Genomic DNA, 25041 nt, shown 5'->3' with positions numbered 1-25041 from the left:
ATTCGTCGATCAGCCGCACGACCTGTGCGACACCGACCACACTCGTCCGGAGATGTCGCACGACCGTCCCAGCGATGGCGCGATCGAGCACGAAACGCGTCCCACTTCCCGCCGTCGGTGGCGCGCCGCCGACGGGAGCTACAGGCCCCGGGCGGCGAGGGCCTCGCCGAGGAGGTCCGCATCGCGGACGAGGCGGATGAGCACCGTCGGGAGGACCCGGACGAGCGAGGCGCGGCGGCCCCGGGCCCACTCGGCCTCACGGGACTGCCGCACGATCGCGATCACCGCCGGGATGGAACGCACCGTCAGCGCGATGAGCAGTTCCACCCGCCACCCCAGCAGGCGGCCCGCGAGCGACGCGAGGTCCGTCGCCCGAGTGGTGAACACCAGCAGGTTGCCCGCCAGCACGCCCACGATCAGCTGCCCCACCGGGCCGATCGCGGCGCGCGCACCGTCGGGCCAGCCCCGGCTGACCAGATAGAAGCCCGTGAGCACCGCGGCGAACAGCAGCGCCGGGCGCAGCGCCCGCCACAGGTGCACGGGCCGCAGCCGCGCCACCGGGAACAGCGCCGCCACCAGCAGCGCTGACACGGCCAGCGGCGCCGGCCGCGGAACGATCGCCAGGAACGTCACCAGCGCGAGCATCGCCAGCAGCTTCACCCCCGCCGGCAGCCGGTGCAGCGGCGACCGGCGCGGGACGTACTGCCCGATCATCGCGCCGCCAGCTCCCGGTAGAAGGGAACGGCCTCGGCGGGCGGACCGTCGAAGACCACCGCCCCGTCGTCCATCACCAGCACCCGGTCGAAGTCGTCGAGCATGTCCAGATGGTGGGTCAGCAGGATCACCTGCTGCTCCAGCGCGGCCAGCCGGCTCCGCACCAGCAGCACGTTCCGCAGATCCAGCAGCGTGGTCGGCTCGTCGCACACGAGGATCTTCGGCTCGGTGACCAGCACCGACGCGAACGCCAGCATCTGCTTCTGCCCCGAGCTCAGCAACTGCGCCGGCGCGTCCGCGTGATCGGCGAGCCCGAACTCGGCCAGCACCTCGGCGACGCGGGCGGCCACGGCACCGTCGGGCCCGCCCCGCCGCCGGCGGCCCCGCGGGCGCAGCGACAGCGCCACGTCCTCCGCCGGGGTCGGCATGACGATCTGCGCCGACGCGTCGGCGAACATGAACCCCACCTGCGCACGCACCTCGGCGCGCTTGCGGCGCACGTCCAGCCCCAGGGTCTCGACGGTGCCGCGGTCCGGCACGACGAGCCCGTTGAAGGTCCGCGCCAGCGTCGACTTGCCGGAGCCGTTCGCCCCGATGATCCCGATCCGGCGCTCGGACAGCTCGGCCGACACGCCCCGGAGGACGGGCCGGTCGTCGTAGCTGTGCCAGACGTCGTCGAGGACGATCACGGTCTCTGGGCGATCTTCGGATAGGCCCGCACCACCGTGACGGTGACGAGCGCGGTGATCGCGACCTTGATCAAGTCGCCCGGAATGAACTGCAGGCCCAGCGTGAGCTTGGCGAACAGGCCCGATCCGGTGCGCCAGCCCAGCCACGGCAGGCCGACCGCGTAGACGATCAGCATCAGGCCGATGACGTTCGCGAGCGCGATCTTCAGCGGGTTCGTCCGGCCCCAGGTGTCCACCAGCCACCCGGTGATCAGCGCGCCGACGATCGCGCCGACGAGGAAGCCGCCGGTGGGGCCGGTGAGCACCGCCAGGCCGCCGCGGCCGCCCGCGCCGATCGGCAGGCCGATCACGATGAGCAGCACGTACAGCGCCACCGAGGCAGCGCCCCACGGGAACCCGAGCAGCGTGGCGGCCAGCATGAACCCCAGCGTCTGCAGCGTGATCGGGGCGATCCCGCTGATCGTGATGGTGGGCAGCGCGAGCACCGCGGTGAGCGCGGTGAACATCGCGATCAGGGCCAGGTCCCGGGGGGTGGCGCGATACGTCGCAGCGTTGAACACGGTTCAAGAAGTAATCCGGTGCTCGGCTACAGTCAAATCCGTGGCCATCAACCGACAGGACGTGCTGACCTCCGCGATCGGCGTCCTCGACCGGGTGGGCCTTCCCGATCTGACGATGCGCCGCGTCGCGGGCGACCTCGGGGTCGCACCCGGAGCCCTGTACTGGCACATCCCCAACAAGCAGTCGCTGCTGGCCGCGATCGCGGACACCATCCTCGCCGACCCCGCGCTCGCCGCCGCCGCGTCCAAATCCCGGATGCGCTGGGACCGGCAGCTCACGGGGTACGCGCACGCCCTGCGCGGCGTGCTCAAGCGGCACCGCGACGGGGCGGAGGTGGTCTCGGCGTCGCTCGCCTCCCGGCTGGGCACCCGCAACCTGCACGAGCAGATCGCCGACATCGCCCGTTCCGCCGGCGCCAAGCCCGCCGACGCCGCCTCCGTCGCCCGCACCCTGACCCACTTCGTCGTGGGGTTCACCTTCGAGGAGCAGACCCGGGAGGCGATGGCCGAGGCCGGTGCCGCCGCCGGGGACCTGGACCGTTCCGCCACGGACCGCGAGTTCGCGGGCGGCGTGGATCTCGTCGTCGACGGACTGCGCACCCGGCTGCCCGGGGACTGAGAGGCCCGACGGTGCGCCGCGGACCGTCGGGGACCGGCCCGGCGGCCGACGGGACGTCCCGGCGACGGGCCGTGCTCAGGCCCTGTCGACCGCCCTGTCGACCGCGTGCCCGTAGCCCGCGATGCCGAAGCCGGCGATCACGCCCGCCGCGATCGGGGAGACGTAGGAGTGGTGCCGGAACGCCTCGCGGGCGTGCACGTTGGAGATGTGCACCTCGAACACCGGGACCTCCGGGATCACGAGCGCATCCGCCAGCGCGACGGACGTGTGAGTCCACGCCGCCGGATTGATAACAATCGCATCGAACGACTTCTCCCGCGCGACGGCGTGGATCCAGCCGATCATCTCCGCCTCGTCGTTGGTCTGGCGGACCTCCGCGACGGCCCCGCGGGCCTCCGCGGCGCGTTCACAAACGGCGACGATATCGGCGTACGAATTCCTTCCGTACACCTCCGGTTGACGAACTCCGAGCATGTTCAAGTTCGGTCCGTTCAGCACCAGTACGCGGGGACTCATGGATACCGAGCCTAGCCGCCCGTGCCGAATCCATTTGGGATAGTTATCCCACGGCATGCGCATCTGACGAGCAATTCATGTAATGTCACCTGTGATCGCAAGCAGGAAGGGAGGGCTCCATGACAACGTTTGCGGCCAAGCTGAATCGACTTTTCGAGGTCGTCCATCCCGCAGACCGAGGGCCCTATACGTCGTCGGAATTCTGCCGGATGGTGGAGGAGAACGGCGGCAAGCTGTCCGTTCCGTATCTGTCGCAGTTGCGCTCGGGCCGTAGCTCGCGCCCGGCGTACGACATGGTGGCGTCCATCGCGCAGACCTTCGGTGTGCGCGCCGAATACTTCTCCGATCCGCTGTACGAGCGCGAGGTCCTGGGCGACCTCGAGCTGACCCGCGAACTCCGCGAGGCCGGCATGCTCGAGATGGCTCGTCGTTCGACGAAGCTGTCGGCGGACCGTCGTGCGACGCTCGCCGGGCTCCTCGCGGAGCTCGAGGCCGCCGACGATCAGGAGCGCACCGCCAAGTAGCGGTACGAGCACGTCGAAAACGGGCTCAGCGCACCCGCTCCAACAGGGGCGACGGGGTGTGCTGGGCCCTTTTCGTCACCGCGGACGTCCACCGCGCCGCGCGCCACCCCGGCGGCGGCGCCAGATCGGCCGACGAGATCGAGCTGTAGGGCGCCGTCTGATCCAGCCACTGCGCCACCGCCCGGGCGCGATCCGCGGGCGACTCGTCCGCGTGCAGCGCCTCCCCCGGGCGTGCCAGCATCGCCCACCCGTCGAGCAGCACGATCGCGCGGGCGTCGGCGGTCTCGACCCACCCTCCGCCCGGCCGGAGCACCGGCTCGAGATCCGGGAACAGCTCGTGCACCTGCTCGAACGCCGGCCGGAAATCCAGCCACTCCCGGGACGCGATGAGCGCCGAGCCGAGCCACGACGCCATGAGCACCAGCGTCCAACCGGCGAACGCCGCGCCCAGCATCGCCCGGTTCACCCGCAGCACCCACACGCTGACCTGCAGTTGCTGCAGTAGGAAGCCGCCCGCGATGACGTTAGCGACCGCCACCACCGCCAGCACGATCCCGCCCAGCGCCAGGACCTGCAGCTGCACCCGGTGCACCCGGGTCCGCTGCGACGCCCGCCAACTGGACAGCGCGACGCCGAGGGCCGTGGCCGCGAGACAGCTGTAGACCAGCGCGTTCTCCACCGCGAGTTGCAGCACGTCGTCGGCCGTCGAGGGGTCGAACCTCGTCAGCACGGTGTTGACCACCACGACGACCCCGGCGAACAGCAGCGGGACGGCCCGGACCGCGGCCCGGACCGGCGTCAGCCGCCCGTCGAGGGCCAACGCGAAGACGAGGGCGCCGAAGCACGCCACCAGCAGCAGGATCCGCTCGATGGTGATGACCTCGGACACGGTGAGGCCGGCGCCGACGAACGCCTCCCGCACCAGGGGCGTGTCGAGCGTGAGCATGAGGGCCAGGGCGACCGCCGTGACCAGGCCCGCGGTTGCGGGGGCGTTGCGATGGCTCTGCCACCGGCCGAGACGTTCCAGCGCGCCGAACCAGAGGATCGGCGCGACGAGGGTCGCGATCATCCGAGCAGCTCGTCCACCACGGAGTGGACGCGGCCCATGGCGTGCCCGGCGTTGACCCGGCGGACCAGCAGCGTCGCGAAGGACTCCGCCTCCACCTCGCGCTTGACGGCCCGCCCCTCGTCCGGGTCGGCGTCGCAGCCCGCGTCGTGCCCCAGCACCAAGTGGCCGAACTCGTGGGCGAGGGTCTGGTCGAACGTGGCCACCCCGGTGGAGACGACCAGGACGTCACGCTCGGCCGAGGCGAACCACATCCCAAAGACGCCGACCTCCAGCGTGATCCGCTTGATCTCGATCGGCCGGCCGCGGCGGTCGGCGTACGCGGCGACCACCTCGGCGACGGTGCCGGGGCCCGCGCCCTTCTCCGGGGTCACGACACGCAGAACGTCGCGCACTGCGCGCGTCGCACGGTCGATGCCCCTCATGACCTGAACTTTACGTCCAAACGTCAGTTCGTCGTACTCCAAGCGCCTGTTCGGAACCCCGCGTTGTCAATACCTGAACGCAATGTGCGTTGACCATGTGTTGCACAAGGATCGCCCCGGCCGCAACCCCGCAGGTCGCGGGCCCCCGCCGGGGCCGCCGGGGTGGCGGACCGGCACTCGCCACGCGGGGGTCGGCGTCTAGACTCGCGGGGTGCCCGATCAGCCCAACGCACCGCGCGCAGCCCGCGTCACGGCGTGGACCGCCGCCGTGACCGGCGTGCTCGGTGTCCTGTTCGCGCTTCTCACACCGTTCATGCCGGTGAAACAGACCACGGCCGCCCTGGAGTGGCCGCAACGCGACTCCCTGGAGTCCGTCACCGCCCCGCTCGTCTCCTACGTACCGGACCGGCTCGACGTGACGCTCCCGTGCTCCGCGGCGGCGGCGCTGCCCGGGGGCACCGGAACCCTGGTGGCGACGGGGCCCAAGGGCTCGCCCGACACCGTGCGACGGGGCCTGCAGATCGCCGTCAACGGCGGCGGCGAGGGCCGGCCTGCCGCGCTGCAGGTGGTGGTCCGCAACACCCCGCTGATCAGCGTCGACACGGCGACGCTCGCGAACCCGGACTGCCGCACCGTGCGCTTCCGCGGGGACGCGGAGACCGTCGAGGCCGAGGTCACGGGCGTCACCGGGCCCGACGGCGCGCCGATCAAGGGCGGCAAGGACAACGGCTTCGACTACCGCCCGCAGACCGTCGGGGTGTACTCCGATCTCGCCGGGCCCGTCACGGACGCCACCCGGATCCGGTTCCACGCCGACGTGGACACCCGGTACACCACGACCCCGTCGTTCCTGCGCTGGGCGACGATCGTGCTGGCCGTCGGGTTGATCCTGGCGAGCCTGGTCACCCTGCACCGCCTGGACGCCGCCGCCGACGGGCGGCGGCACCGCCGGGTGCTGCCCGAGGGCTGGTGGCGGCCGAGCAAGCTGGACAGCACCGTCATCGCGCTGCTGATCACCTGGCACTTCATCGGCGCCAACACCTCGGACGACGGCTACATCCTCACCATGGCCCGCACCGCGAGCGAAGCGGGCTACACGGCCAACTACTACCGCTGGTACGGGGCACCCGAGACGCCGTTCGGCTGGTACTACCAGGCCTTCGCCTGGCTGTCCCATCTCTCCACGTCCAGCCCGTGGGTGCGGCTTCCCGCCCTGCTCTGCGGGATCGCGACGTGGCTGATCATCAGCCGCGAGGTGGTGCCCCGGCTGGGCCGGGCGGCGCGCTCGAGCTTCGCGCTGTGGGCGGCCGCCGGGGTGTTCCTCGTGTACTGGATGGCCTTCAACAACGGGCTGCGCCCGGAGCCGATCATCGCGCTCGGCGCCTTGCTGACCTGGTGCTCCGTGGAGCGGGGGATCGCCACCGGCAGAGTCCTGCCGTTCGCCGCCGCGGCGATCGCCGCGGGGTGGACGGTCGCGGCGGGCCCGACGGGCATCATGACCGTGGCGGCGCTGCTCGCGGGCGTGCGGCCGATGGGCCGGCGGATCCTGTCCCGGGCCCGGCGGGGCACCGTCGGGGTCCGGCTGAGCGTCCTGGCGAACATCGCGCCGGTGCTGGCCGGCGGCGTGCTGCTGGTGCCGATCATCTTCTCCAAGCTGACGGTCACGGCGTTCTTCGCGAAGACCGCGATGCAGTCCTCCGTGGGCACCGTGGTCGAGACCAAGCAGTGGTTCAACGAGATCGACCGGTATTCGGCCCTGTTCACGTTCACGGCCGACGGGGGCGTGGCCCGACGGTTCGCGGTGCTCGTGACGCTGCTCTGCCTGCTGTTCGCCGCGGCCATCACGCTGCGCAAGAACCGGATCCCGGGCGCCGCGCTGGGCCCCAGCCGGCGCCTGGTCGCGGTCACCTTCGGCGGCTTCCTGCTGCTCATGTTCACCCCGACCAAGTGGACGCACCAGTTCGGCGCGTTCGCGGGCCTGGCCGGGGCCCTCGGGGCGCTCACCGCGGTGGCGATCGCCCCGACCGCGATGCGCAGCCCGCGGAACCGCGCGCTCAGCGCCGGCGCGGTGTTCCTGGTGCTCGGGCTCGCGTTCAGCGGCCCCAACGGCTGGTGGTACGCCAGCAATTACGGAGTGCCCTGGGGCGAGTCGACGGTGCTGGCGCTGGGCGGGATCTTCTTCGCCGCCGCCGTCCTCTCCGTGGTCGCGGCGGGCTGGCTGCACTTCCACGAGCCCGATCCGCCGCCGACGCCGCGCCTCGTGGCGCGGACGAGCGCGTTCTTCGGCCGCCAGTCGCCGGTCACGTGGGCGGCGGGCGCGGTCGTGCTGCTGTGCGTGGGCTCCATGGTCGCGACTACCACGCTCACCCAGTACTCCTCCTACTCCAACGGCAAGGCCAACCTGCGCGCCGTCGCGGGCCACGGCTGCAACATGGCCGATTTCGTGCTCACCGAGCCGGACCCGACGACGGGGCTGCTCACCCCGCTCGACGGTGCCCCGCGGGACGGCCTGAGCGGGCCGGGCACCGTCGGGGTGTCGCCCGACGGGGTGCCGGTGGTGATCAACGCGACCACCTCCTCGGCGACGGACGACTCGTCGACCTCGCTCGACGCGATGACGCGGCTGCCGCAGGACACGACGTCGGGCCGCACCTCGACCGCCGGGCTCAACGGCTCGCACATGAAGCTGCCGTACGGGCTCGATCCGGCGCGGACGCCGGTCCTCGGTTCCTACGCGCAGGAGGATCAGTTCCGGGCGCAGATCGTCTCCCGGTGGTATCCGCTGCCCGCGGCCACGGGCGACCGGCCCCTCATCACGATGTCGGCGGCGGGCAAGTTCACCAACGACGAGTTGTACCTCGAGTACTCGACGGACGCGGCGAAGCCGGGCGCGCCGATGCGGGTCGCGGGGAAGAAGCCGTTCATCGACATCGGCCCGAAGCCGGCGTGGCGGAACGTGCGGATGCCGCGGACGGACCTGCCGGAGAACGCCACCGCGGTCCGCGTGGTCGCCAAGGACGACGATCTGGCGATCGACCACTGGCTGGCGGTGACCCCGCCGCGGATGTCGAAGCTGGTGACGGCGCAGGAGCTGGTGGGCTCGTCCGATCCGGTGCTGCTGGACTGGACTTCGGGCCTGTCGTTCCCGTGCCAGCGGCCGTTCGGGCACCGCGACGGCGTCGCCGAGGTGCCGCTGTGGCGGATCTCGCCCGATCAGAACCTGTCGCCGGTGACCACCGAGTGGGAGGGCACGCTCGGCGGCGGCCCGCTGGGTTGGGCGCAGATGCTGCTGCAGCAGGAGAAGATCCCCGCGTACCTCCGTGGCGACCTGGGCCAGGACTTCGGCGAGGTGATGCGCTTCGCGCCCTACGTGCCGGCCCGGAAGGCGGATCTCTCCCTGGGCAGCCGGACGATCTGGGGCACGCATTCGGAGGCGCCGATCCGCAAGGACAAGACGGATTCGTGATTCGGCGGGGCCGCCGGTTCCTGACGATGCGCACGCCTCCTGCTGAGAATCCCCTGAACGAACGCCCAGGTGGCGGGGCCGCGGCTCGGAACACGGGGTGTCCTGGCATACCATGAGCACCCGTGTCCGTGCCATCGTCTCGCTCCGGTCAGGAGCCCGGCTCTCCGCGCCGCATCGCGGCCGCGCGTCTCGTCGCGGTCGTCGCCGGTGCCGTCGGCCTTCTGCTGTGCCTGCTGACTCCGCTCCTGCCGGTCAAGCAGGCCACCGCCGCCGTCGACTGGCCGCAGTCGCGTCCCGGCGCCGAGAGCGCGAGCGTCACCGCGTCGCTGGTCTCGCAGGCCCCCGCCGATCTCCGGGCGACGGTGCCGTGCGCCGCGTTCGCGCGACTCGCGCCGACGGGCGGGACGGTGCTCTCGACCCTCCCGCCCGGCTCCTCCGGCGCGCGTGAGTTGGGGCTGAACGTCACCGTCGGCTCCCCGGGGCCGGGGCAGAGCGTGACCGTCTCGACCCGCAACACCGTGATCGCCTCCGCGCCGCTGGACCACGTGCGGAACTGCTCGCAGTTGCGGCTGTGGTCCTCCATGGCCGACGTGGGCGCGGCGTTCGAGGGCACCGACGTGCGGGGCACCACGTCGACGGACAACCGCCCCGTGGTGGGCGGCGTGTTCACGTCCCTGACCCCCGAGCAGGTCGCGGCCGCGGGGCCCGGGATGCGGTTGCACGCCGATGTCGACACCCGGTTCGAGCTGTCGGCGGCGCCGCTGAAGACGCTCGCGATCGCCATCGGACTGCTCGCCGTGCTCGCGTCGCTGGTCGCGCTGTGGATGCTGGACCGCGGATTCGGGCACCACCGGCGGCCCCCGGGCCGGTCGTGGGCGCAGCTCCTGCGCCCCCGCCCCGTCGACGTGGCGACGATCGGCGGCCTCGTGCTGTGGTCGTTCCTGGGCGGCGGCGGCTCGGACGACGGCTACATCCTGTCGATGGGCAAGGTGGCGCAGGAGGCCGGGTACACGGCCAATTACTACCGCTTCTTCGGTGCCCCGGAGGCGCCGTTCGACTGGTACTACACGTTCCTCTCGCACTGGTCGACGATCAGCGCGGGCGCGCTGTGGATGCGAATCCCCGTGCTGGTGGCCGGGATCGGCGTCTGGCTGCTGCTGTCGCGGGTGATCCTGCCGCGCCTCGGCGCGGGCATCCGCCGCTACCCGGTGGCGATCTGGGCGGCCGCGGCGATGCTGCTGGCGTTCTGGTTCCCGCTGAACTCGGGCCTGCGGTCCGAGCCGATCATCGTGCTGGGAACGATGATCACGTGGGCCGCCGTGGAGCGGGCCGTCGCGACGCACCGCGCGCTGCCCGCCGCGGTCGCGGCGATGGCCGCGGGCCTCACGCTCGGCCTGGCGCCGCAGGGCGTGATCGCGGTGGCGCTGCTGCTGGCCTCGTCGGCGGCGGTGCTGCGGATGCTCGTCGCCCGGCGGAAGGAGGCGGGCCTGGCCGCGCTGGTGCTGCCGGTGCTGGCGGCCGCCGCGGTGATCGTGCCGGTCGCCTTCCGGGACCAGTCGCTGGCCTCGGTGGCCGAGGCGATCCGGATCCGGCTCGAGGTGGGTCCGGCGGCGCCGTGGACGCAGGAGTACCTGCGCTTCTTCTTCCTCACCGCGGAGACCACCGACGGTTCGCTGGTGCGCAGGGTGCCGATCTATCTGCTCATCGTGTGCCTGTTCGTGGTGCTGTTCGTGATGCTGCGCAGCACCCGGATCCTGCGCCTCGATCCCGGTCCTGTGTGGCGCCTGGTGGGTTCGGTGTTCATCGCCGCGGCGCTGCTGTCGCTGACGCCGACCAAGTGGACCGTGCACTTCGGCGTGTACGCCGGGTTCGCGGCGGCGCTGGCCGCGGTCACGACGGTGGCGGTGGTCGAGGCCGCGCGCACCTCGGTCCGGAACTTCACCTTCTTCCTGTGCGGCATGCTGTTCGCGCTGGCGGCGGCGTTCGCGGGCTACAACCTGTGGCCGTGGCCCTACGCGTGGGGCGTGCCGTGGTTCGACCGCCAGCCGGAGGTCGCGGGCGTCACCTTCAGCACGGCCTGCCTGGTGCTCGCAGGGCTGGCAGGTGCGCTCGCCGCGTGGCAGCACTTCCGGATCGACTTCCGCCGGCGCGGCGAGGGCGGCCTCGCGGACGACGCGATCGTCGACGCCGACGATGCGGAGCTCGCCTCGCACACGAAGGCCGAGCAGGAGCTGGCCCGACGGGGCCGTCGCCGGCTCCAGCTGGCCTCGGTGCCGCTCGTGGTGGTGCTGGGCCTGCTGGTGCTGGGCGAGGGTGCGATCTTCGCGAAGGCGATGGTCTCGAACCCGTCCACGTACACCGTGGCCAAGGGGAACCTGGACACGCTGCGCGGCGACGAGTGCGGCATGGCCTCGAAGGTGATGGTCGAGACCGACCCGAGCTCGGACATCCTCGACTCCGCGGAGGGCCGCCCGGCGGGCGACGCCCTCGTCGGCGAGGGCAGCCGCGGCTTCCTCCCGACGGGCATCCCCGGCGAGCTCAAGCCGCTGCCGATCAGCTCGGCGCCGGGCCAGATCAACATGGCCTCGCCGATCACGTCGCCGTTCACGTCCACCGCCGCGACGGCCGGCACGGGCGGCGGCTCCGGCCCGAAGACGGTCAACGGCAGCACCGCGGCCCTGCCGTACGGCCTGGACCCGGCGCGGACGCCGGTGGTGGGCTCGTACGGCCAGAACTCGGTTCCGGCTGAGCTGTTCAGCGACTGGTACACGCTGCCGGCGCGCACCGCGGACCGACCGCTGGTGGCGTTCGCCGCCTCGGGCGCGATCTCCTCGGTCGGCCCGACGGGCGAGAAGCAGTACGGGCAGCAGGTGAACCTGGAGTGGGCGGAGCGCCGCCCCGACGGGTCGATCGGCGCGCGCGGTTCGATCGACCCGATCGATCCGGGCCCGAACAAGCCCTGGCGCAACCTGCGGGTGCCGATGGGCGCGATCCCGCCGACGGCGAACGTGGTGCGGATCCACGTCAACGATCCGAACCTGGGCGCCCAGCAGTGGGTTGCGGTGACCCCGCCGCGCGTCCCGAAGCTGCGGACGCTGCAGGACGTGGTGGGCAGCGACGATCCGGTGCTGCTCGATCTGCTGGTGGGACAGCAGTTCCCGTGCCAGCGGCCGATGGCGATCCGCAACGGCGTCTACGAGCTGCCGAAGTGGCGCGTCCTGCCGACCCGCAAGGACGCGCTGTCGACGTCCGGCACGTGGCAGGCGCGGGAGGCCGGCGGCCTTCTGACGGCGCCGGACACGTTGCTGCGGACCACGACGCTGCCGACCTACATGACGGGCGATCTGGCCCGCGACTGGGGCGATCTGCAGCAGTACGAGCCCCTCGTCGACGACGCGCCGCAGGCCGAGGTGTCGACCGGTACGCGGACGCGGTCCGGCTGGTGGCGCGAGGGCCCGATCCGGGCGCTGACGAACCAGACGGTGAGGAACTGATGACCAGCGAGCACTCGACCTCCTCGGCGCCGTCCGGCGGGGACGCCGCCACGACGGGGAAGGCCCGGAAGGGCGCGGCCGTGCCGCCGGAGCAGCGGTACGGGAAGTGGCGGATCGTCGCCGCCGTCGCCGGCCTGCTCGGCTTCGTCCTGGCCTGCCTCACGCCGTTCCTGCCGGTGAAGGAGACCACCGCCGCGGTGCACTGGCCGCAGAACGGTCGCGTCGCCAACGTGGATGCGCCGCTGGTGTCGTACGCGCCCGTCCGGCTCGACGTGTCGCTGCCCTGCTCGCTGGTGAACGAGCTGCCGCGGGACGGCGGCACGCTGCTGCGCACCCTGCCGGAGGACGGCCCGCGCCCGGGCCTGCAGGGCCTGGCGATCAAGGCCGACACCAAGAACGTGATCATCGCCGACCGCGACGTGGCGCTGGCCACGGCGAACCGCGCCGACGTGGCGCGCGGCGGCGAGGGCTGCGCGATCGGTTTCGTGTCCACCCCGGAGAAGACGACCGCCAGCATCACGGGCCTGCCCGACGGTGCGCATTCGTCGAACGAGGGCCACGAGAGCGTGGCGGACCCGAACCTGCGTCCCCAGATCACCGGCTTCTACACCGATCTCCCGGACACCGCGTCCACGGCGGGGATCGACGTGTCCACCCAGGTGGACACCCGGTTCAACACGAAGCCGTCGACGATCAAGCTGATCGCGATCGTCGTGGGCATCGGGTCGATGCTGCTGTCGCTCGTGGCGCTGGGCTTCCTGGACCTGCGCGACGGCCGCGGGCACGTGCGGATCATGCCGCCGGGCTGGCTGCGGCCGCGGCCGGTGGACTTCACCGTGATCGGCGTGCTGGGAATCTGGTGGTTGATCGGGCCGAACACGTCGGACGACGGCTATCAGATCACCATGGCCACGCAGGCGAAGTACAGCGGCTACCTGATCAACTACTTCCGCAGCTTCGGCGTGCCGGAGAACCCGATCGGCTGGAACGACTACCTGTTCACGGCCATCTCGCACTTCACCACGGCGGCGCCCGCGATGCGCCTGCCGGGCCTGGCGATGGGCCTGCTGACGTGGCTGATCATCTCGCGCGAGATGATCCCCCGGCTGGGCCGCGCGGTGCGCAACAACCCGGCGGCGCTGTGGGCGGGCGCGGGCGGCTTCCTGCTGGTGTGGCTGCCGCTCAACAACGGCCTGCGGCCCGAGCCCGTGGTGGTGCTGTTCTCGCTGCTGACCTGGGTGTCGGTGGAGCGCTCGATCGCCACGGGCCGCCTGCTGCCGGTGGCGATCGCCGTGCCGTGCGCCGCTCTGTGCGTGGGCGCGGCCCCCGGTGGCCTCATCGCCGTCGCCGCGCTGCTCGCGGCGTCCCGGCAGATCGTCACGCGGATCGTCAAGCGCCGCAAGCGCGACGGGCTGTTGCCGTTGGTCGCGCCGATCCTGGCCTCGGGCATGGCGTACCTGTTCTACGCCTCCTTCACGCCGAGCTTCGCCGCGCTGCGGGAGGCCATCAAGGTCAAGGGCATCACCGGCCCCACCCTCGACTGGTACGAGGAGGGCGTCCGCTACTACTACCTGATGCTGGAGACCGAGGACGGCTCGGCGGTGCGCCGCATCGGCGTCCTCACGGCGTTCCTGTGCCTGCTCACGGTGCTCACCTTCATGCTGCGCCGCAAGCGCCCGTCGGGCATCTCGGCGGGACCCGTGTGGCGCCTGATGGCGGTCTTCTTCGCCACGGTGGTGCTGCTGGCGTTCACGCCCACCAAGTGGACGCACCACCTGGGCCTGTTCGCGGGGTACGCGGCCGGCATCGCCGCGGTGGCCGCGACGATGACGATGGCGCCCATGATGCGCTCGAAACGCAACCGCGTGTTCTTCGCGGCGGCGGCACTGCTCGTGGCGGCGGTGTCCTTCGCCGCGCGCGTCGGCTACTACTGGGTGGGCACCTACGGCATCCCGTGGAACAACATGCCGCCCGAGCTGGCGGGGGTGAAGATCTCCTGGGTCCTGTTCGCGGCCGCGGTGATCACGGCGCTCTACGGGCTGTGGCTGCACTATCAGAGGGACTACCGCCCGGAGCCCACGAAGAAGGCCTCGCGCGGGCTGCCGACGCTGGCGATCCTCACCATGATCATGGTGCTGTTCGACGTGAGCACCATGGCCAAGGGCGCGTACGCGCAGCGCGGAAGCTTCTCCTGGACCGCCTCCAACGCCCGTGCGCTGCAGGGCGACACGTGTTCGATGGCGGATTACGTGCTGATGGAGCGCGACCCGAACCAGGGGCAGCTGAAGCCGGCTCCCCGGCCGGACGGGTCGGTGCCCACGGCGGCGCAGGCCCTCGCCGGCCGCTCCACCGGGTTCACCCCGACGGGCGTCCCGTCGTCGGTCACACCGGTCAAGTCGAACCCCGGCCACAACACCGACAGCACGAACATGGACGTGCCGGAAGTGGTGGGCGGCAAGCGCAATCCGGATCCGAAGACCGACGGTGTGCCGCTGCCGTTCGGCCTGAACCCGGCCACCACCCCGGTGCTGGGCTCGTTCGGCGCGACCGGGCTCGCGAACCTGACCACGGACTGGTACCAGCTGGGTCCCATCACCGACCGCACACCGCTGGTCACGCTCTCGGTGGCGGGCTCCGCCGCCGCGACGGGCCTCAACGGGGTCCCGCGCCCGGGCCGCACGCTGATGCTGGAGGCGGGCCGACGGTCCGCCGACGGCGCGGTGCAGCCCCTGGGCCGCCTGGCGCCGCTGGACGCGTGGTCCGGTGCCGACTGGCGGAACCTGCGCTTCCCCACGGAGAACCTGCCGCGGGGCGCGAACACGGTGCGCGTGGTGATCGACGATCCAGTGCCGTCCTCGGAGTTCGTGGCGATCACGCCGCCGCGGATGACGACGATGTCCACCGCGCAGGAGGTGTTCGGCCGCGACACCGTGGTGGCCCTGGACTTCATGGTGGCCTTCGCGTTCCCGTGCCAGCGTCAGGTGCGGGCCGTGAACGGCGTGTTCGAGCGCCCGGAGTACCGGATCGCACCCGACGCGGGCGCCACCCGGACCACGTCGAACACGTGGCAGGGCTGGAAGACCGGCGGCCCGCTGGGCGTGACGGACGCGATGTACCACGAGCAGATCGTGCCCAGCTACCTCAAGGGCAAGTGGGCGATGGACTGGGGCACGATCACCAGGTACACACCGTGGACGAAGGCCGAGCCCGCACAGCTGGACATCGGTTCCGCCACCCGCAGCGGCTGGTACACACCGGGCCCCATGCGCTCCGCCGACTACTGACCCGCCCCGCCCGACCCCGGCACCGTCGAGGCCCGCACCGTCGGCCCCGCCGGGCTCAGCCGGGGCTCAGCCGAGCTCCGTCTCCCCGCCGGGAGAAGGTGTCCCGGTTGTTTTAAGGCGTAGCGGCCCCAGTTTCATGGGGGACGCCGAAATACGACGGGGCTGCCTTCTCCCGGCGGGGAGACGAAGCCACGCGGGACGAAGGCCCCGGGGGACGGGGCGGCGGGTCACCGGGCGCGGGCACGGCGGAAGGACGCGGGCGGGCGTAGCTTCGAGGCATGGAGAAGGACGGGAACGACCGCCGGATCGACGTGGTGACCACGCGGACTCTGTGGCGCTCGTTCGACGTACTCGCTCGAGCCTTCGCCGACGATCCGGTGATCCGGTGGGTCCAGCCCGCTCGGTGGGGCGACCGCGCCGTCTTCGCGGGCGTGTACCTGGCCTCGCACGGCGCACCGGGCACGGGACACCTGTTGTCCGAGGGCGGAATCGCGGTGGGCGCCGCCTATTGGGATCCGCCGGGATACGAGCCGTCCCCGCTGCGCCGGGTCGCCTCCCTGCCGGTGCTCCTGGCCGGCACCACGACGGGCTTCGCCCGCGGTGCGACGCTCGCGAAGGCGCTCGGCGAGCGCCGCCCCCGGGTGCCGCACTGGTACCTCTCCACCCTCGGCGCGGTCGCCACGGGCCGAGGCATCGGTTCGACGCTGCTGGAGTACGGCCTGCGGCACGTCTCCGCGCCGGCCTATCTGGAATCGAGCAACCCACGCAATGTTCCTCTCTACCAACGGTTCGGATTCGAACCGCTCAGCCCGATCCGGCTTCCGCACGGGGGTCCCGCGCTGATCCCGATGTACCGCTCCGAACGCTGAACGCGGCCCGGGGACGGGCGCGCCCCTTCGGAGGTGCCTAACGCACTCCCTCCCAGAGGACGCGGGTAGCACCGTCGAGGTCGTCGATCACGGTGCCCTCGGCCCCGTCGCCGAACACCCGCACGGAGCGCGCGGCGCCGTAGGCCGGCCAGCCGGGGTCCCCGTCGCGGGTGAATCGCACCCACGCGGAGTGCATCTCGTCCGCCAGGACCTGCGGCGGGTTGGGCCCGGTGAGGGCCTCGACGCCGTCGGCCCCGAGGGCGTCGAAGGCGAACGGGAGCTCCACGGCGTGGCAGGCGCCGAGCGCACCGTCGAGCGCGGTGGAGCGGTGGTCGAACCGGTAGACGTACGCGAGTCCGGGCCTGGTCTCCGCGAGCCGGACCGCGGGGATGCGGAAGAACCAGTCGGTCATGATCCGTGAGACGAGCTGTCCGCCGGGCAGATCCGCGTCGCCGTCGCGGTACACCGCGGCGGCGGCCGCAGGATCGGGCAGGCCGTAGCCGGCCGCGATCCCCAGCGCCGCCTCCGGCGGCATGAGGTCGACGACGCCGCCGGGCGCGAGGAAGAACAGCATCTCCTCGGCGTTGGAGCCCACCAGGATCCGGACGCCGTCGCCCGCGCCGTCCCGGATCCCGTCGATCGGCAGCCGGGGCAGCACGTCGTCGCCGATCACCGGCTCGAAAAGCATGACGTTGGTGGTGATCTCGCCCCACCGGGCCGGGTCCGGGTTCTGCTGGACCTCGATGTCGAGCGCGGAGGAGGCGGCGATCAGGTCATCCGCGGCGACGCCGGCGAAGGCCTCCCGGGTGGGTGGGATCCCCAGCCGCTCCGCGAGGGCCGCGGTGACGGCCTGTGCGGTGGGCCGGGTGAGCGCGTGGTGGCCCGCGCCGCTCTGCAGCACCGCCTGGGAGAACAATCCGGCCGCGCGCGGCGAGGAGAGCAGCGATCCCACGCTCATCCCGCCCGCGGACTCCCCCGCGACGGTCACCCGCGACGGGTCCCCGCCGAACGCCGCGATGTGGTCGCGGACCCATTCCAGCGCCGCGATCTGGTCCCGCAGGCCGATGTTGGTGTGCTCGTCGCCGGTGTCGAGGAAGCCGTAGGCGCCGAGCCGGTAGTTGATGCTCACGCACACCACGCCGTCCCGGGCGAAGGCGGAACCGTTGTAGTAGCCGCTGCGGCCGCTGCCGTTGCGGAAGGCGCCGCCGTGGATCCACACGAACACCGGGGCGGAGCCGTCGGTGGCCGGTGTCCACACGTTGAGGTTGAGGCATTCGGGCCCCGGGAAATCGGGCTCGGCCGTGAGGATCCGGGCCACCGGGCCCTGATAGCCGGGTTTGGGCACCGTCGCGCCGAACGCTGTGGCATCGCGCACCCCGTCCCACCCCGGAACGGGCTGAGCGGGCAGGAACCAGTCCTGCCCGCTCAGCGGCGCCGCGTACGGTACGCCCAGGAACGCGGTCACTCCGTTCTCGACGGTGCCGCGCAGGCGGCCGGGCGTGATGTCGACGGTGACGGAGGAGGCGTCCATGCCTCCCTGTCTACCGGGGAGCCGCCTCCTCCGAGGCCGAATCCCCTCCCTTGTCCGCGTCGCCGTTGACGAGGTTGTCGGCGTCGAAGACCTCGATGGTCACCAACTCGCCCGTGAGCGTCGGGTGGTACAGGTCCTCGGGGACCGTGCCGTCCGAGTACACCGGCAGGTCCTCCGACGGCAGCACGTCCGTCGAATCGTCGGTGATCGCAAGGGTGTTGGCGTGCCAGCGCATGCGCTCGCCCAGCTCGTCGCGGTGCGTGCGCTCGGCGACGATGAGCGGGTCGTGCCACAGGTCCATCATGAGCGCCACGCACATGCCGACCATCACCACGAGGAACGGCACCGCGGCGATGATCGCCATCTGTTTGATGCCGGTCAGCGCGTCGTCGCCGCTCACGTACAGCAGCAGCGCCGCCACGGTGCCGGTCAGCACGCCCCAGAAGATGGTGATCAGCCGGTTCGGCTCCTCCGCACCGCGCTGGGACAGGGTGCCCATCACGATGGACGCGGAATCGGCGCCGGAGACGAAGAAGATGCCCACCAGCAGCACCACGAGGAACGCGGTGATCGACGGCCACGGCAGGTGCGCGAGGGAATCGAACAGCAACTGCTCCTCGTTCGCGGCCTTACTGACGCCCAGTCCCCCCTGCTCCTGGTTGATGGCGGTGCCGCCGAAGACCGCGAACCAGACCAGCGAGACCAGCGTCGGCACGGCCATCACGCCGATGACGAACTCGCGGATGGTGCGGCCGCGCGAGATCTTGGCCAGGAAGAGGCCGACGAACGGGGTCCAGCTGACCCACCACGCCCAGTAGAAGATCGTCCACGTCCCGAGCCACTCGCCCGCCTCCGGCTGGTTGGCGGCCGAGCGGGCCGACATGTCCATGAAGTCGGCGGCGTAGGCGCCCATCGTGGTGGGGATCAGGTTCAGGATGAACACCGTGGGGCCCACCACGAACACGAACACCGCGAGGACCAGCGCCAGCACCATGTTGGTGTTCGACAGGAACTGGATGCCCTTGGCGATGCCGGAGACGGCCGAGGCCACGAAGGCCAGCGTCAGCACGGCGATGATCGCGACCAGCAGCAGCTTGGCGGAGCCGTCGCCGACCCAGCCCAGGTTCTCCAGGCCGGCGCCCACCTGGGCGGCGCCCAGGCCCAGCGAGGCGGTGGTGCCGAACAGCGTGGCGAAGATGGCGAGGATGTCGATGATCCTGCCGCCCACGCCCTCGCCGCCGGTCTTGTTGAAGATCGGGGCGAACACCGAGCTGATCAGCTGGCTGCGGCCGCACCGGTAGGTGCTGTACGCGATGGACAGACCGACCACCGCGTAGATGGCCCAGGGATGGAATCCCCAGTGGAACATTGTGGTCGCCATCGCGACCGCCACGTCGTGGCTCGAGGTGCCCGGAGGCGCCTTGACGAAGTGCGCGATCGGTTCCGCGGCGCCGTAGAACATGAGCCCGATGCCCATACCCGCGCTGAACATCATGGCGATCCACGAGACCGTCTTGAACTCGGGCTTCTCCCCGTCGCGGCCCAACGGGATGCGACCGAAGCGGGAGACCGCGAGGAAGATGGCGAACAGTACGAAGAGGCTGGCTGAAATCAGGAACAACCAGCCCAAATCAGTGATGATCCAGGTGAGAACATCGGAGGTCGTCTGCTTCAACCCATCCGAATCACGGAAACCCCAGACGACGAATGCGAGAACCGCCACCGCCGTCACGCCGAACACGACCCAGTCAGTCCGGCGATGGTTTCCTGTCTCGTTACTAACAGTAGCCATGCGACCACTAGATCACAGGACGTGTGCCGTTCACCAAATCTCCACGAAAGACTTGCGACTGCGTATCCCACGCACTAGCCTGCGGCGAATTCCCTGCGCATCGCCCCTACCAGTGGCTATCCGGACGAGGGCACCACCGATCGGACCCACCCCTCCAGGCCCTTCGGGTTACGGGTCTGCAACAGGATCCGGCCGGGCCCGGTGAACTCGAAGACCATGCCCTCGCCCGACTTCATGGACTGGATCCACTTGCCCTGGACCGCGCGGCGCATCGTGAACTGGATGCCCAGGTCGTACGCCACCACGTGGCCGGTGTCGATGACCACCTGCTCGCCCTGCCGCAGGTCGAGCGCGTCGATCGCCCCGTAGCAGGCGACCAGGACCTCGCCCTGGCCCGCGGCCTGCAGGCCGAACGCACCCTCGCCGCCGAAGAACGTCTTGGCGCCGCCGAACTGGGTCGTGGTCTGCACGCCGTACGAGCTGGCGAGCCAGCCTCCTCGGGTGATGTAGTACGGCCGGTCGGGCTGGATGGGGATCTGCGCGATGTCGCCCGGCAGGACGCCCGCGAGGTCCACCCAGCCGCCGTTCTGCGGCGCCGTGAAGGTGGAGACGAAGAAGGACTCCCCGGAGAGCAGGCTGCGCTTGAGGCCCTGCATGATGCCGCCCTGCGACTGCGACTGGAGGTGCATCCCGGCCGAGTGGGCCACCATCGAGCCGGATTCGACGGTGAGCGGTTCGCCGGGCGCCAGGTGGCACCGGGCCATCGAGAAGGACGGGTTGTGCCGGAGCTGTACCTGCATGCGTCGAACCTAGCTCAGACGCCGGCTGCAGTCACCGCCTTGTAGCCGCCGGCGACATCGGCCGCGCGGTGCAGCCCGATGTCCCGCAGCGCCGCGGCGGCGAGGGAGCTGGAGTACCCCTCGGAGCACATGATCAGCCAGCGCACGTCCCAGTCGACGGCCTGGGGGATGCGGGCGCCGGAGGTGGGGTCGAGGCGCCACTCGAGCACGTTGCGTTCGATCACCAGCGCGCCCTCGATCTCGCCCTCGGCCGCACGCTGGGCTGCGGGGCGGGTGTCCACCAGGACGGCGCCGGCGGCGAGCTCCGCCTCGAGGTCGCCCGGTTCCACGCGGTCGATCCGGCCCCGCGCGGCCGCGAGGAGGGCGTCGATCCCGCGCCCGCCCGTGGGTTCCTCCGGGTGGTCGGTCAGCTCGGTGCGCACCCTGCGGAGCCTACCGCCGGGGGTCACCTCGTAGAACGACATCGCGGTGAGCGGCGGGGAGTACGCGTGCACGGAGAGGGTGGGCGCGGCGGCCTCACCGGACGCCGCGTCGTGCGCACCGGGATGCCTCGTCACGTCGTGCACCCAGCCCCGGTCGAAGGCGGCCTGCCCGCCCGCGTCGATCCGTCTCTCACGCAGAGCCGTACCGTCCCAGCTGCGTTCGGACAACGCACCGTCGACCACCGTGAGCGCGCCGAGGGAGCCGGCGTGGTCGTGCAGCGCGGTCGATCGCTCGGGCACCCAGCTGATCAGCCACACGTCCACGTCGTCGTCGCCCCACAGCCGGGCGGCCCAGCGCTCGCCGGGCGGCCACTCGCCGGGGGTCACGTGGTCGTACTCCCCGGAACGTACCTTCGCCGCCTCGGCGGCGGTGAGCGCCAACAGGTCCGGTGCGCGTTCGGTCATATCGGCCAGTGTCGGCCGGTCGACGGTACGCGGGAACGGTTGCGCTCAGTGCGAACGCAATACCGTCACTTCACGAGGCCCTCGCGGCGCAACCAGTCCCCCGCCACATCGGCGGGTTCCCTTCCCTCGATGTCGATCTCGCCGTTGAGCTCCTGCATGGTCTCGTTGGTGAGCAGGCGGCTCACCGTGCCGAGCACGTCCTTGATCGCGGGATACTTCGCGAGCGCGTCCGAACGCACCTCGGGCACACCGTCGTAGGGCAGGAAGTACTTGCGGTCGTCCTCGAGCAGTTCGAGGCCGAGCTTGCGGATCCGGCCGTCGGTCGCGTACACGTCTCCCGCCAAGCAGGTGCCGCCGGAGATCGCGGAGTAGACCACGCCGGCGTCCATGGTGCGGACGCCGCCACCCGGGGGCACCTCGTACTTCTCCAGCAGCGGCGCCAGACCGTCGGGCCGCGACTGGAACTCGGGATCCACGCACAGCGGCCGATCGCCCGGGGGCAGGCGGAACAGATCGGTGAGGGTGCGCAGCCCGAACTTCGCCTTCTGCGCCGGGGTCACGCCGAACGCGTAGGTGTTGTTGAACGGCGCCGGCGTGAGCACCTCGATGCCGTTGGCGCGCTCGGAGTCCCGGACGCGCCGCCACAGCTCGCCGGAATCGCTGATGGTGTCGGTCTGCTTGAGGTAGCTCACCCACACCGTCCCGGTGTACTCCCAGGACACGTCAGCGGCGCCGGAGACCATGGCCTGCCGCGACGACATCGAGCCCGGGGCGTTGGTGAGGTCGGTGACGTCGGCGCCCGCGGCCTGCAGGATCGTGGTGCTGATCTTCCCGAGCAGCACGCCCTCGGAGAACGATTTGGACGTGACGGTGATCTTGGCGCCGTCGAGCGGCCGCTGTCCGTCGGCGGATTCGCCGCGCACGAACCGGCCGGAGGAGCTCTCCAGGCCGCAGGCGCCGAGGGTGACGACGAGCGCCGCGAGCAGCGCGACGACGAGGGGGCGGGTGCCGCGGATTCTCATACCCCCACCTCCCGGAGGCCGCGCGGTGTGAACAGGTACTCGGCCACGCGGGCCAGCCAATCGATCCCGAGCGCCAGCAGCGCCACCAGCACCGCGCCGGAGACGAGCAGCTTGGGGAGGTACAGGGTGACGCCGGTGGTGATGAGCACGCCCAGCCCGCCGGCGCCGATGAAGGTTCCGAGCGTCGCGGTGCCCACCAGAATCACCAGGGCGGTCCGGACGCCGTGCAGGATCACCGGCACGGACAGCGGGAGCTCCACCGTGAGCAGCGTCTTCCGTGCGGAGAAGCCCTGCCCGCGGGCTGCTTCCACGATCCGCTGATCCACCTGGCGCAGGCCGGTGATGGTGTTCTGCAGGATGGGCAGCACCGCGTACACCACGAGCGCGACGAGGGCCGTGGTGAAGCCGGTGCCGAGCCACATCGCGAACAGCACCACCATGCCCAGCGCGGGCGCGGCCTGGCCCACGTTCGCGAGGCCGACGATGATCGGGGACACCTTCGCGAACCGCTTGCGGGTCACCAGGATTCCGAGTGGGATGGCGATGATCACCACGATCAGCGCCGCGACCACGGTGAGCTGCACGTGCTCCCAGATGGTCTTGCCGAGGGCGCTCCACTCGAGCTGCAGCTCGGTGTCCGTGAAGGTCTGCGTGGAGTGCCATACGACGTATCCGGCGAAGCCCACCAGCACGAGCAGGGGCTCGAGCCACAGGTCCAGGGGCAGCCGCTTGCGCGCCGCCGGGGCAACCGGTTCCGCTCCGCCGGCGGGCGCACTCGGCGGCCCGGCGGTGGTGCCGGGCTCGCCGCTCGCCGCGGTGCCGGGCTCACGGCTCGCCGCGGTCACGGCGCCGCCCGGTAGGTGTCGGCCGCCTGCTCCGGGTTGGCGAGCGCCTGCCGCTCGCGGATCCGGCCCGTCACCTGCTCGATGGTCACCGAGCCGGTCACCTTGCCGCGCCGCAGGATCAGGACGCCGCCCTGGCTGGCCGCCAGCATCACGTCGAGGGCGTCGGCCAGGGTCGCGGTGTGCTCGACCACGGGCAGGCGGCGATCGACGTACTTCGACACGGTGGGCTTGCTCGCCACCTCGTTCACGGACGGCCAGGCCCGCGGGCGGTCCTCCGCGTCGGCCACCACGATCCAGTTGTGGCCGATCTCGCGGGCGCGGGCCACGGCCTCGTCGGACGGGTCGCCGGGACGCGCGAGCACGACGGGGGTGAGGGGGATGTCGGACACGCCGGACAGGGTGAGGTGACGCAGCGTGGCACCCGATCCCACGAACTCCTCGACGAATTCGTTGGCGGGACTGGTGAGGATCTCCTCGGGGGTGCCGAACTGCTCGATGTGCCCGCCCTCGGAGAGGATCAGCACCCGGTCGGCCAGCTTGGTGGCCTCGTCCACGTCGTGGGTCACGATGACGATCGTCTTGCGCAGCTCCTCCTGGATGGAGAGCAGCTGATCCTGCAGCCGTACCCGGGTGATCGGGTCGACGGCGCCGAAGGGCTCGTCCATGAGCAGGACCGGCGGGTCGGCGGCGAGGGCCCGCGCGACGCCGACGCGCTGCTGCTGACCGCCCGACATCTCCTTGGGGAACCGGCCGCGGAACTCGTTCGAATCCAGGCCGACGAGCTCCAGCAGTTCCGTGACGCGGTCCTCAGTGCGGGCCTTGTCCCAGCCCAGCAGGTTCGGTACGGCCGCGATGTTCTTCTCCACGGTCCAGTGCGGGAACAGCCCGCCCGCCTGCACCACGTAGCCGATGCCCTGGCGCAGGTCGTCGCCGTCCACGCCCTTGGCGTCGTTCCCGTCGATCAGCACCCGGCCCGAGCTGGGCTCGATGAGCCGGTTGATCATCTTCAGGGTGGTGGTCTTACCGCAGCCGGACGGGCCGACGATGGCCACCGTCTCGCCCGCGTCGATCGCGATGGACAGTTCCTTGACGGCCGGCTTGTCCTGCCCGCGGTAGCGCTTCTCCACCCCGTCGAGCTCGATGGCCACGCCCGTGGTGTGCGCCGCCGATGCGGGGTTCGCAGTCGTTGTCATCGGAGTCCCTTCGAGACGGTGAGGCGGCCCAGCAACACGAGCAGACCGTCGAGTACGAGTGCGACCACCACCACGAGAGCGGTGCCCACCAACGCGGATTCGAGTGCGCCCGCGCCGCCGAGGCGCGCGAGGCCGGAGAAGATGAGCGAACCGAGGCCGGGTCCGAGGACGTAGGCGACCACCGCCGCGATGCCGACGACGAGCTGCGTGGCGACCCGGATGCCGGTGAGGATCACCGGCCAGGCGTGCGGCAGTTCGACGGTGGCCAGCACGCGCCAGCGCGGCATGCCCAGGCCCCGCGCGGCTTCCACCAGCGTGCCGGGCACGGACCGGAGCCCCACGATGGCGCTCGTGAGGATCGGCAGCGTGGCGTAGAAGGCGAGCATGAACACCGACGGGGTGACGCCCAGCCCGAAGACGAGGATGAGCAGGGCCAGGAGCGCCAGCGACGGCACCGTCATCCCCACGGACGCGACGGCCGTGGCGATCGCGGCGCCCGCGCGCGACCGGTAGACCAGGCCCGCCAGGACGAGCGCGAGGACCACGCCGAGCAGCACGCACTGGATGACCAGGGAGGCGTGCTGATAGGTGAGGAAGGCGAGCTGGCCCCCGCGACCGGCGAGGAATCTTCGGAGGTCCATCGATCTGAACCTACATACATCGGGGGCGTCGTGCTGGATTCGCGTCAGACTGCGCCGAATCGGCCGACTCGCTCCTCCCTCTTCAACGTATAACGCACACCGGG

General features: G+C 71.4%; 20 protein-coding genes and 1 pseudogene. 6 read left to right on the top strand and 15 right to left on the bottom strand.

Annotated elements, in window-relative coordinates:
• Positions 1-138 precede the first annotated feature (138 nt).
• Genes BN39_RS06980 through BN39_RS06970 form a run of 3 tightly spaced genes read right to left on the bottom strand, consistent with a single transcriptional unit; the run spans position 139 to position 1963 of the window.
• The gene (locus BN39_RS06980; protein WP_019201663.1) at positions 139-714 is read right to left on the bottom strand and encodes an energy-coupling factor transporter transmembrane protein EcfT; all 576 of its coding nucleotides are present in this window, start codon (positions 712-714) and stop codon (positions 139-141) included.
• On the bottom strand, positions 711-1403 hold the full coding sequence (locus BN39_RS06975) for an energy-coupling factor ABC transporter ATP-binding protein (RefSeq protein ID WP_019201662.1): 693 nt from the start codon (positions 1401-1403) through the stop codon (positions 711-713). Before BN39_RS06975 ends, BN39_RS06980 begins: the two co-directional genes overlap by 4 nt.
• Positions 1400-1963 carry a biotin transporter BioY gene (locus tag BN39_RS06970; protein WP_019201661.1) on the bottom strand — a complete coding sequence of 188 codons (564 nt, stop codon included), beginning with the start codon at positions 1961-1963 and terminating at the stop codon, positions 1400-1402. The genes BN39_RS06975 and BN39_RS06970 overlap by 4 nt, the downstream gene beginning before the upstream one ends.
• 40 nt (positions 1964-2003) lie before the next feature.
• Here BN39_RS06970 and BN39_RS06965 point away from each other — a divergent pair, with 40 nt between their 5' ends.
• Positions 2004-2582: a TetR/AcrR family transcriptional regulator C-terminal domain-containing protein gene (locus tag BN39_RS06965; RefSeq protein ID WP_019201660.1), complete on the top strand. Its 579-nt coding sequence runs from the start codon at positions 2004-2006 to the stop codon at positions 2580-2582.
• Between the two features lie 75 nt (positions 2583-2657).
• Here BN39_RS06965 and aroQ read toward each other — a convergent pair whose 3' ends face one another.
• On the bottom strand, positions 2658-3098 hold the full coding sequence (gene aroQ, locus BN39_RS06960; protein ID WP_040765966.1) for a type II 3-dehydroquinate dehydratase: 441 nt from the start codon (positions 3096-3098) through the stop codon (positions 2658-2660).
• Between the two features lie 209 nt (positions 3099-3307).
• On the opposite strand from aroQ, the gene BN39_RS06955 reads away from it, so the two are divergent.
• A complete protein-coding gene (locus BN39_RS06955) occupies positions 3308-3622 on the top strand; it encodes a hypothetical protein (RefSeq protein ID WP_019201658.1) in 315 nt (104 codons plus the stop codon).
• Positions 3623-3647: 25 nt separating this feature from the next.
• Here the strand turns inward: BN39_RS06955 and BN39_RS06950 are convergent, their stop codons facing one another.
• Together BN39_RS06950 and BN39_RS06945 are read right to left on the bottom strand one after the other, a co-directional pair.
• Positions 3648-4691 (bottom strand): hypothetical protein, encoded by a 1044-nt coding sequence (locus tag BN39_RS06950; RefSeq protein ID WP_019201657.1) that lies wholly within the window; start codon positions 4689-4691, stop codon positions 3648-3650.
• Positions 4688-5113, bottom strand: a complete 426-nt coding sequence (locus BN39_RS06945) for an ImmA/IrrE family metallo-endopeptidase (RefSeq protein WP_019201656.1) — start codon at positions 5111-5113, stop codon at positions 4688-4690. The genes BN39_RS06950 and BN39_RS06945 overlap by 4 nt, the downstream gene beginning before the upstream one ends.
• A gap of 211 nt (positions 5114-5324) precedes the next feature.
• Here BN39_RS06945 and BN39_RS06940 point away from each other — a divergent pair, with 211 nt between their 5' ends.
• The 4 genes from BN39_RS06940 to BN39_RS06925 all read left to right on the top strand — a co-directional run bounded on the left by BN39_RS06940 (position 5325) and on the right by BN39_RS06925 (position 16226).
• Complete coding sequence (locus tag BN39_RS06940; protein ID WP_040765960.1) at positions 5325-8579, top strand: arabinosyltransferase domain-containing protein; 3255 nt, start codon at positions 5325-5327, stop codon at positions 8577-8579.
• A gap of 122 nt (positions 8580-8701) precedes the next feature.
• The gene (locus tag BN39_RS06935; RefSeq protein ID WP_019201654.1) at positions 8702-12073 is read left to right on the top strand and encodes an arabinosyltransferase domain-containing protein; all 3372 of its coding nucleotides are present in this window, start codon (positions 8702-8704) and stop codon (positions 12071-12073) included.
• Positions 12073-15357: an arabinosyltransferase domain-containing protein gene (locus tag BN39_RS06930; protein WP_019201653.1), complete on the top strand. Its 3285-nt coding sequence runs from the start codon at positions 12073-12075 to the stop codon at positions 15355-15357. The genes BN39_RS06935 and BN39_RS06930 overlap by 1 nt, the downstream gene beginning before the upstream one ends.
• A 278-nt stretch (positions 15358-15635) precedes the next feature.
• Positions 15636-16226 carry an N-acetyltransferase gene (locus BN39_RS06925; protein ID WP_019201652.1) on the top strand — a complete coding sequence of 197 codons (591 nt, stop codon included), beginning with the start codon at positions 15636-15638 and terminating at the stop codon, positions 16224-16226.
• 37 nt (positions 16227-16263) lie between these two features.
• Here the strand turns inward: BN39_RS06925 and BN39_RS06920 are convergent, their stop codons facing one another.
• The 9 genes and pseudogenes from BN39_RS06920 to BN39_RS06885 form a co-directional block, all read right to left on the bottom strand.
• Positions 16264-17757 carry a carboxylesterase/lipase family protein gene (locus BN39_RS06920; RefSeq protein ID WP_019201651.1) on the bottom strand — a complete coding sequence of 498 codons (1494 nt, stop codon included), beginning with the start codon at positions 17755-17757 and terminating at the stop codon, positions 16264-16266.
• Between the two features lie 10 nt (positions 17758-17767).
• On the bottom strand, positions 17768-19549 hold the full coding sequence (locus tag BN39_RS06915) for a BCCT family transporter (RefSeq protein ID WP_081585948.1): 1782 nt from the start codon (positions 19547-19549) through the stop codon (positions 17768-17770).
• Between the two features lie 116 nt (positions 19550-19665).
• Positions 19666-20349: a TIGR00266 family protein gene (locus tag BN39_RS06910; RefSeq protein ID WP_019201649.1), complete on the bottom strand. Its 684-nt coding sequence runs from the start codon at positions 20347-20349 to the stop codon at positions 19666-19668.
• 14 nt (positions 20350-20363) lie between these two features.
• On the bottom strand, positions 20364-20678 hold the full coding sequence (locus BN39_RS23855; RefSeq protein WP_256378472.1) for a rhodanese-like domain-containing protein: 315 nt from the start codon (positions 20676-20678) through the stop codon (positions 20364-20366).
• A 63-nt stretch (positions 20679-20741) separates the two neighbouring features.
• Positions 20742-21236 (bottom strand): annotated as a pseudogene (locus tag BN39_RS23850) (cysteine dioxygenase); the annotation flags it as partial.
• A 65-nt stretch (positions 21237-21301) separates the two neighbouring features.
• Positions 21302-22258 (bottom strand): glycine betaine ABC transporter substrate-binding protein, encoded by a 957-nt coding sequence (locus tag BN39_RS06900; protein WP_019201647.1) that lies wholly within the window; start codon positions 22256-22258, stop codon positions 21302-21304.
• Positions 22255-23103: an ABC transporter permease subunit gene (locus BN39_RS06895; RefSeq protein ID WP_019201646.1), complete on the bottom strand. Its 849-nt coding sequence runs from the start codon at positions 23101-23103 to the stop codon at positions 22255-22257. The genes BN39_RS06900 and BN39_RS06895 overlap by 4 nt, the downstream gene beginning before the upstream one ends.
• Positions 23100-24296 (bottom strand): ABC transporter ATP-binding protein, encoded by a 1197-nt coding sequence (locus BN39_RS06890; protein WP_051158844.1) that lies wholly within the window; start codon positions 24294-24296, stop codon positions 23100-23102. The genes BN39_RS06895 and BN39_RS06890 overlap by 4 nt, the downstream gene beginning before the upstream one ends.
• On the bottom strand, positions 24293-24937 hold the full coding sequence (locus BN39_RS06885; RefSeq protein WP_019201644.1) for an ABC transporter permease: 645 nt from the start codon (positions 24935-24937) through the stop codon (positions 24293-24295). The genes BN39_RS06890 and BN39_RS06885 overlap by 4 nt, the downstream gene beginning before the upstream one ends.
• Positions 24938-25041 lie beyond the last annotated feature (104 nt).

The organism is Tsukamurella sp. 1534, from assembly GCF_000312385.1.
Classification (GTDB): domain Bacteria; phylum Actinomycetota; class Actinomycetes; order Mycobacteriales; family Mycobacteriaceae; genus Tsukamurella.
Note: the sequence above shows the minus strand (reverse complement) of the source record. Positions and strands in the feature narration are given on the sequence as shown.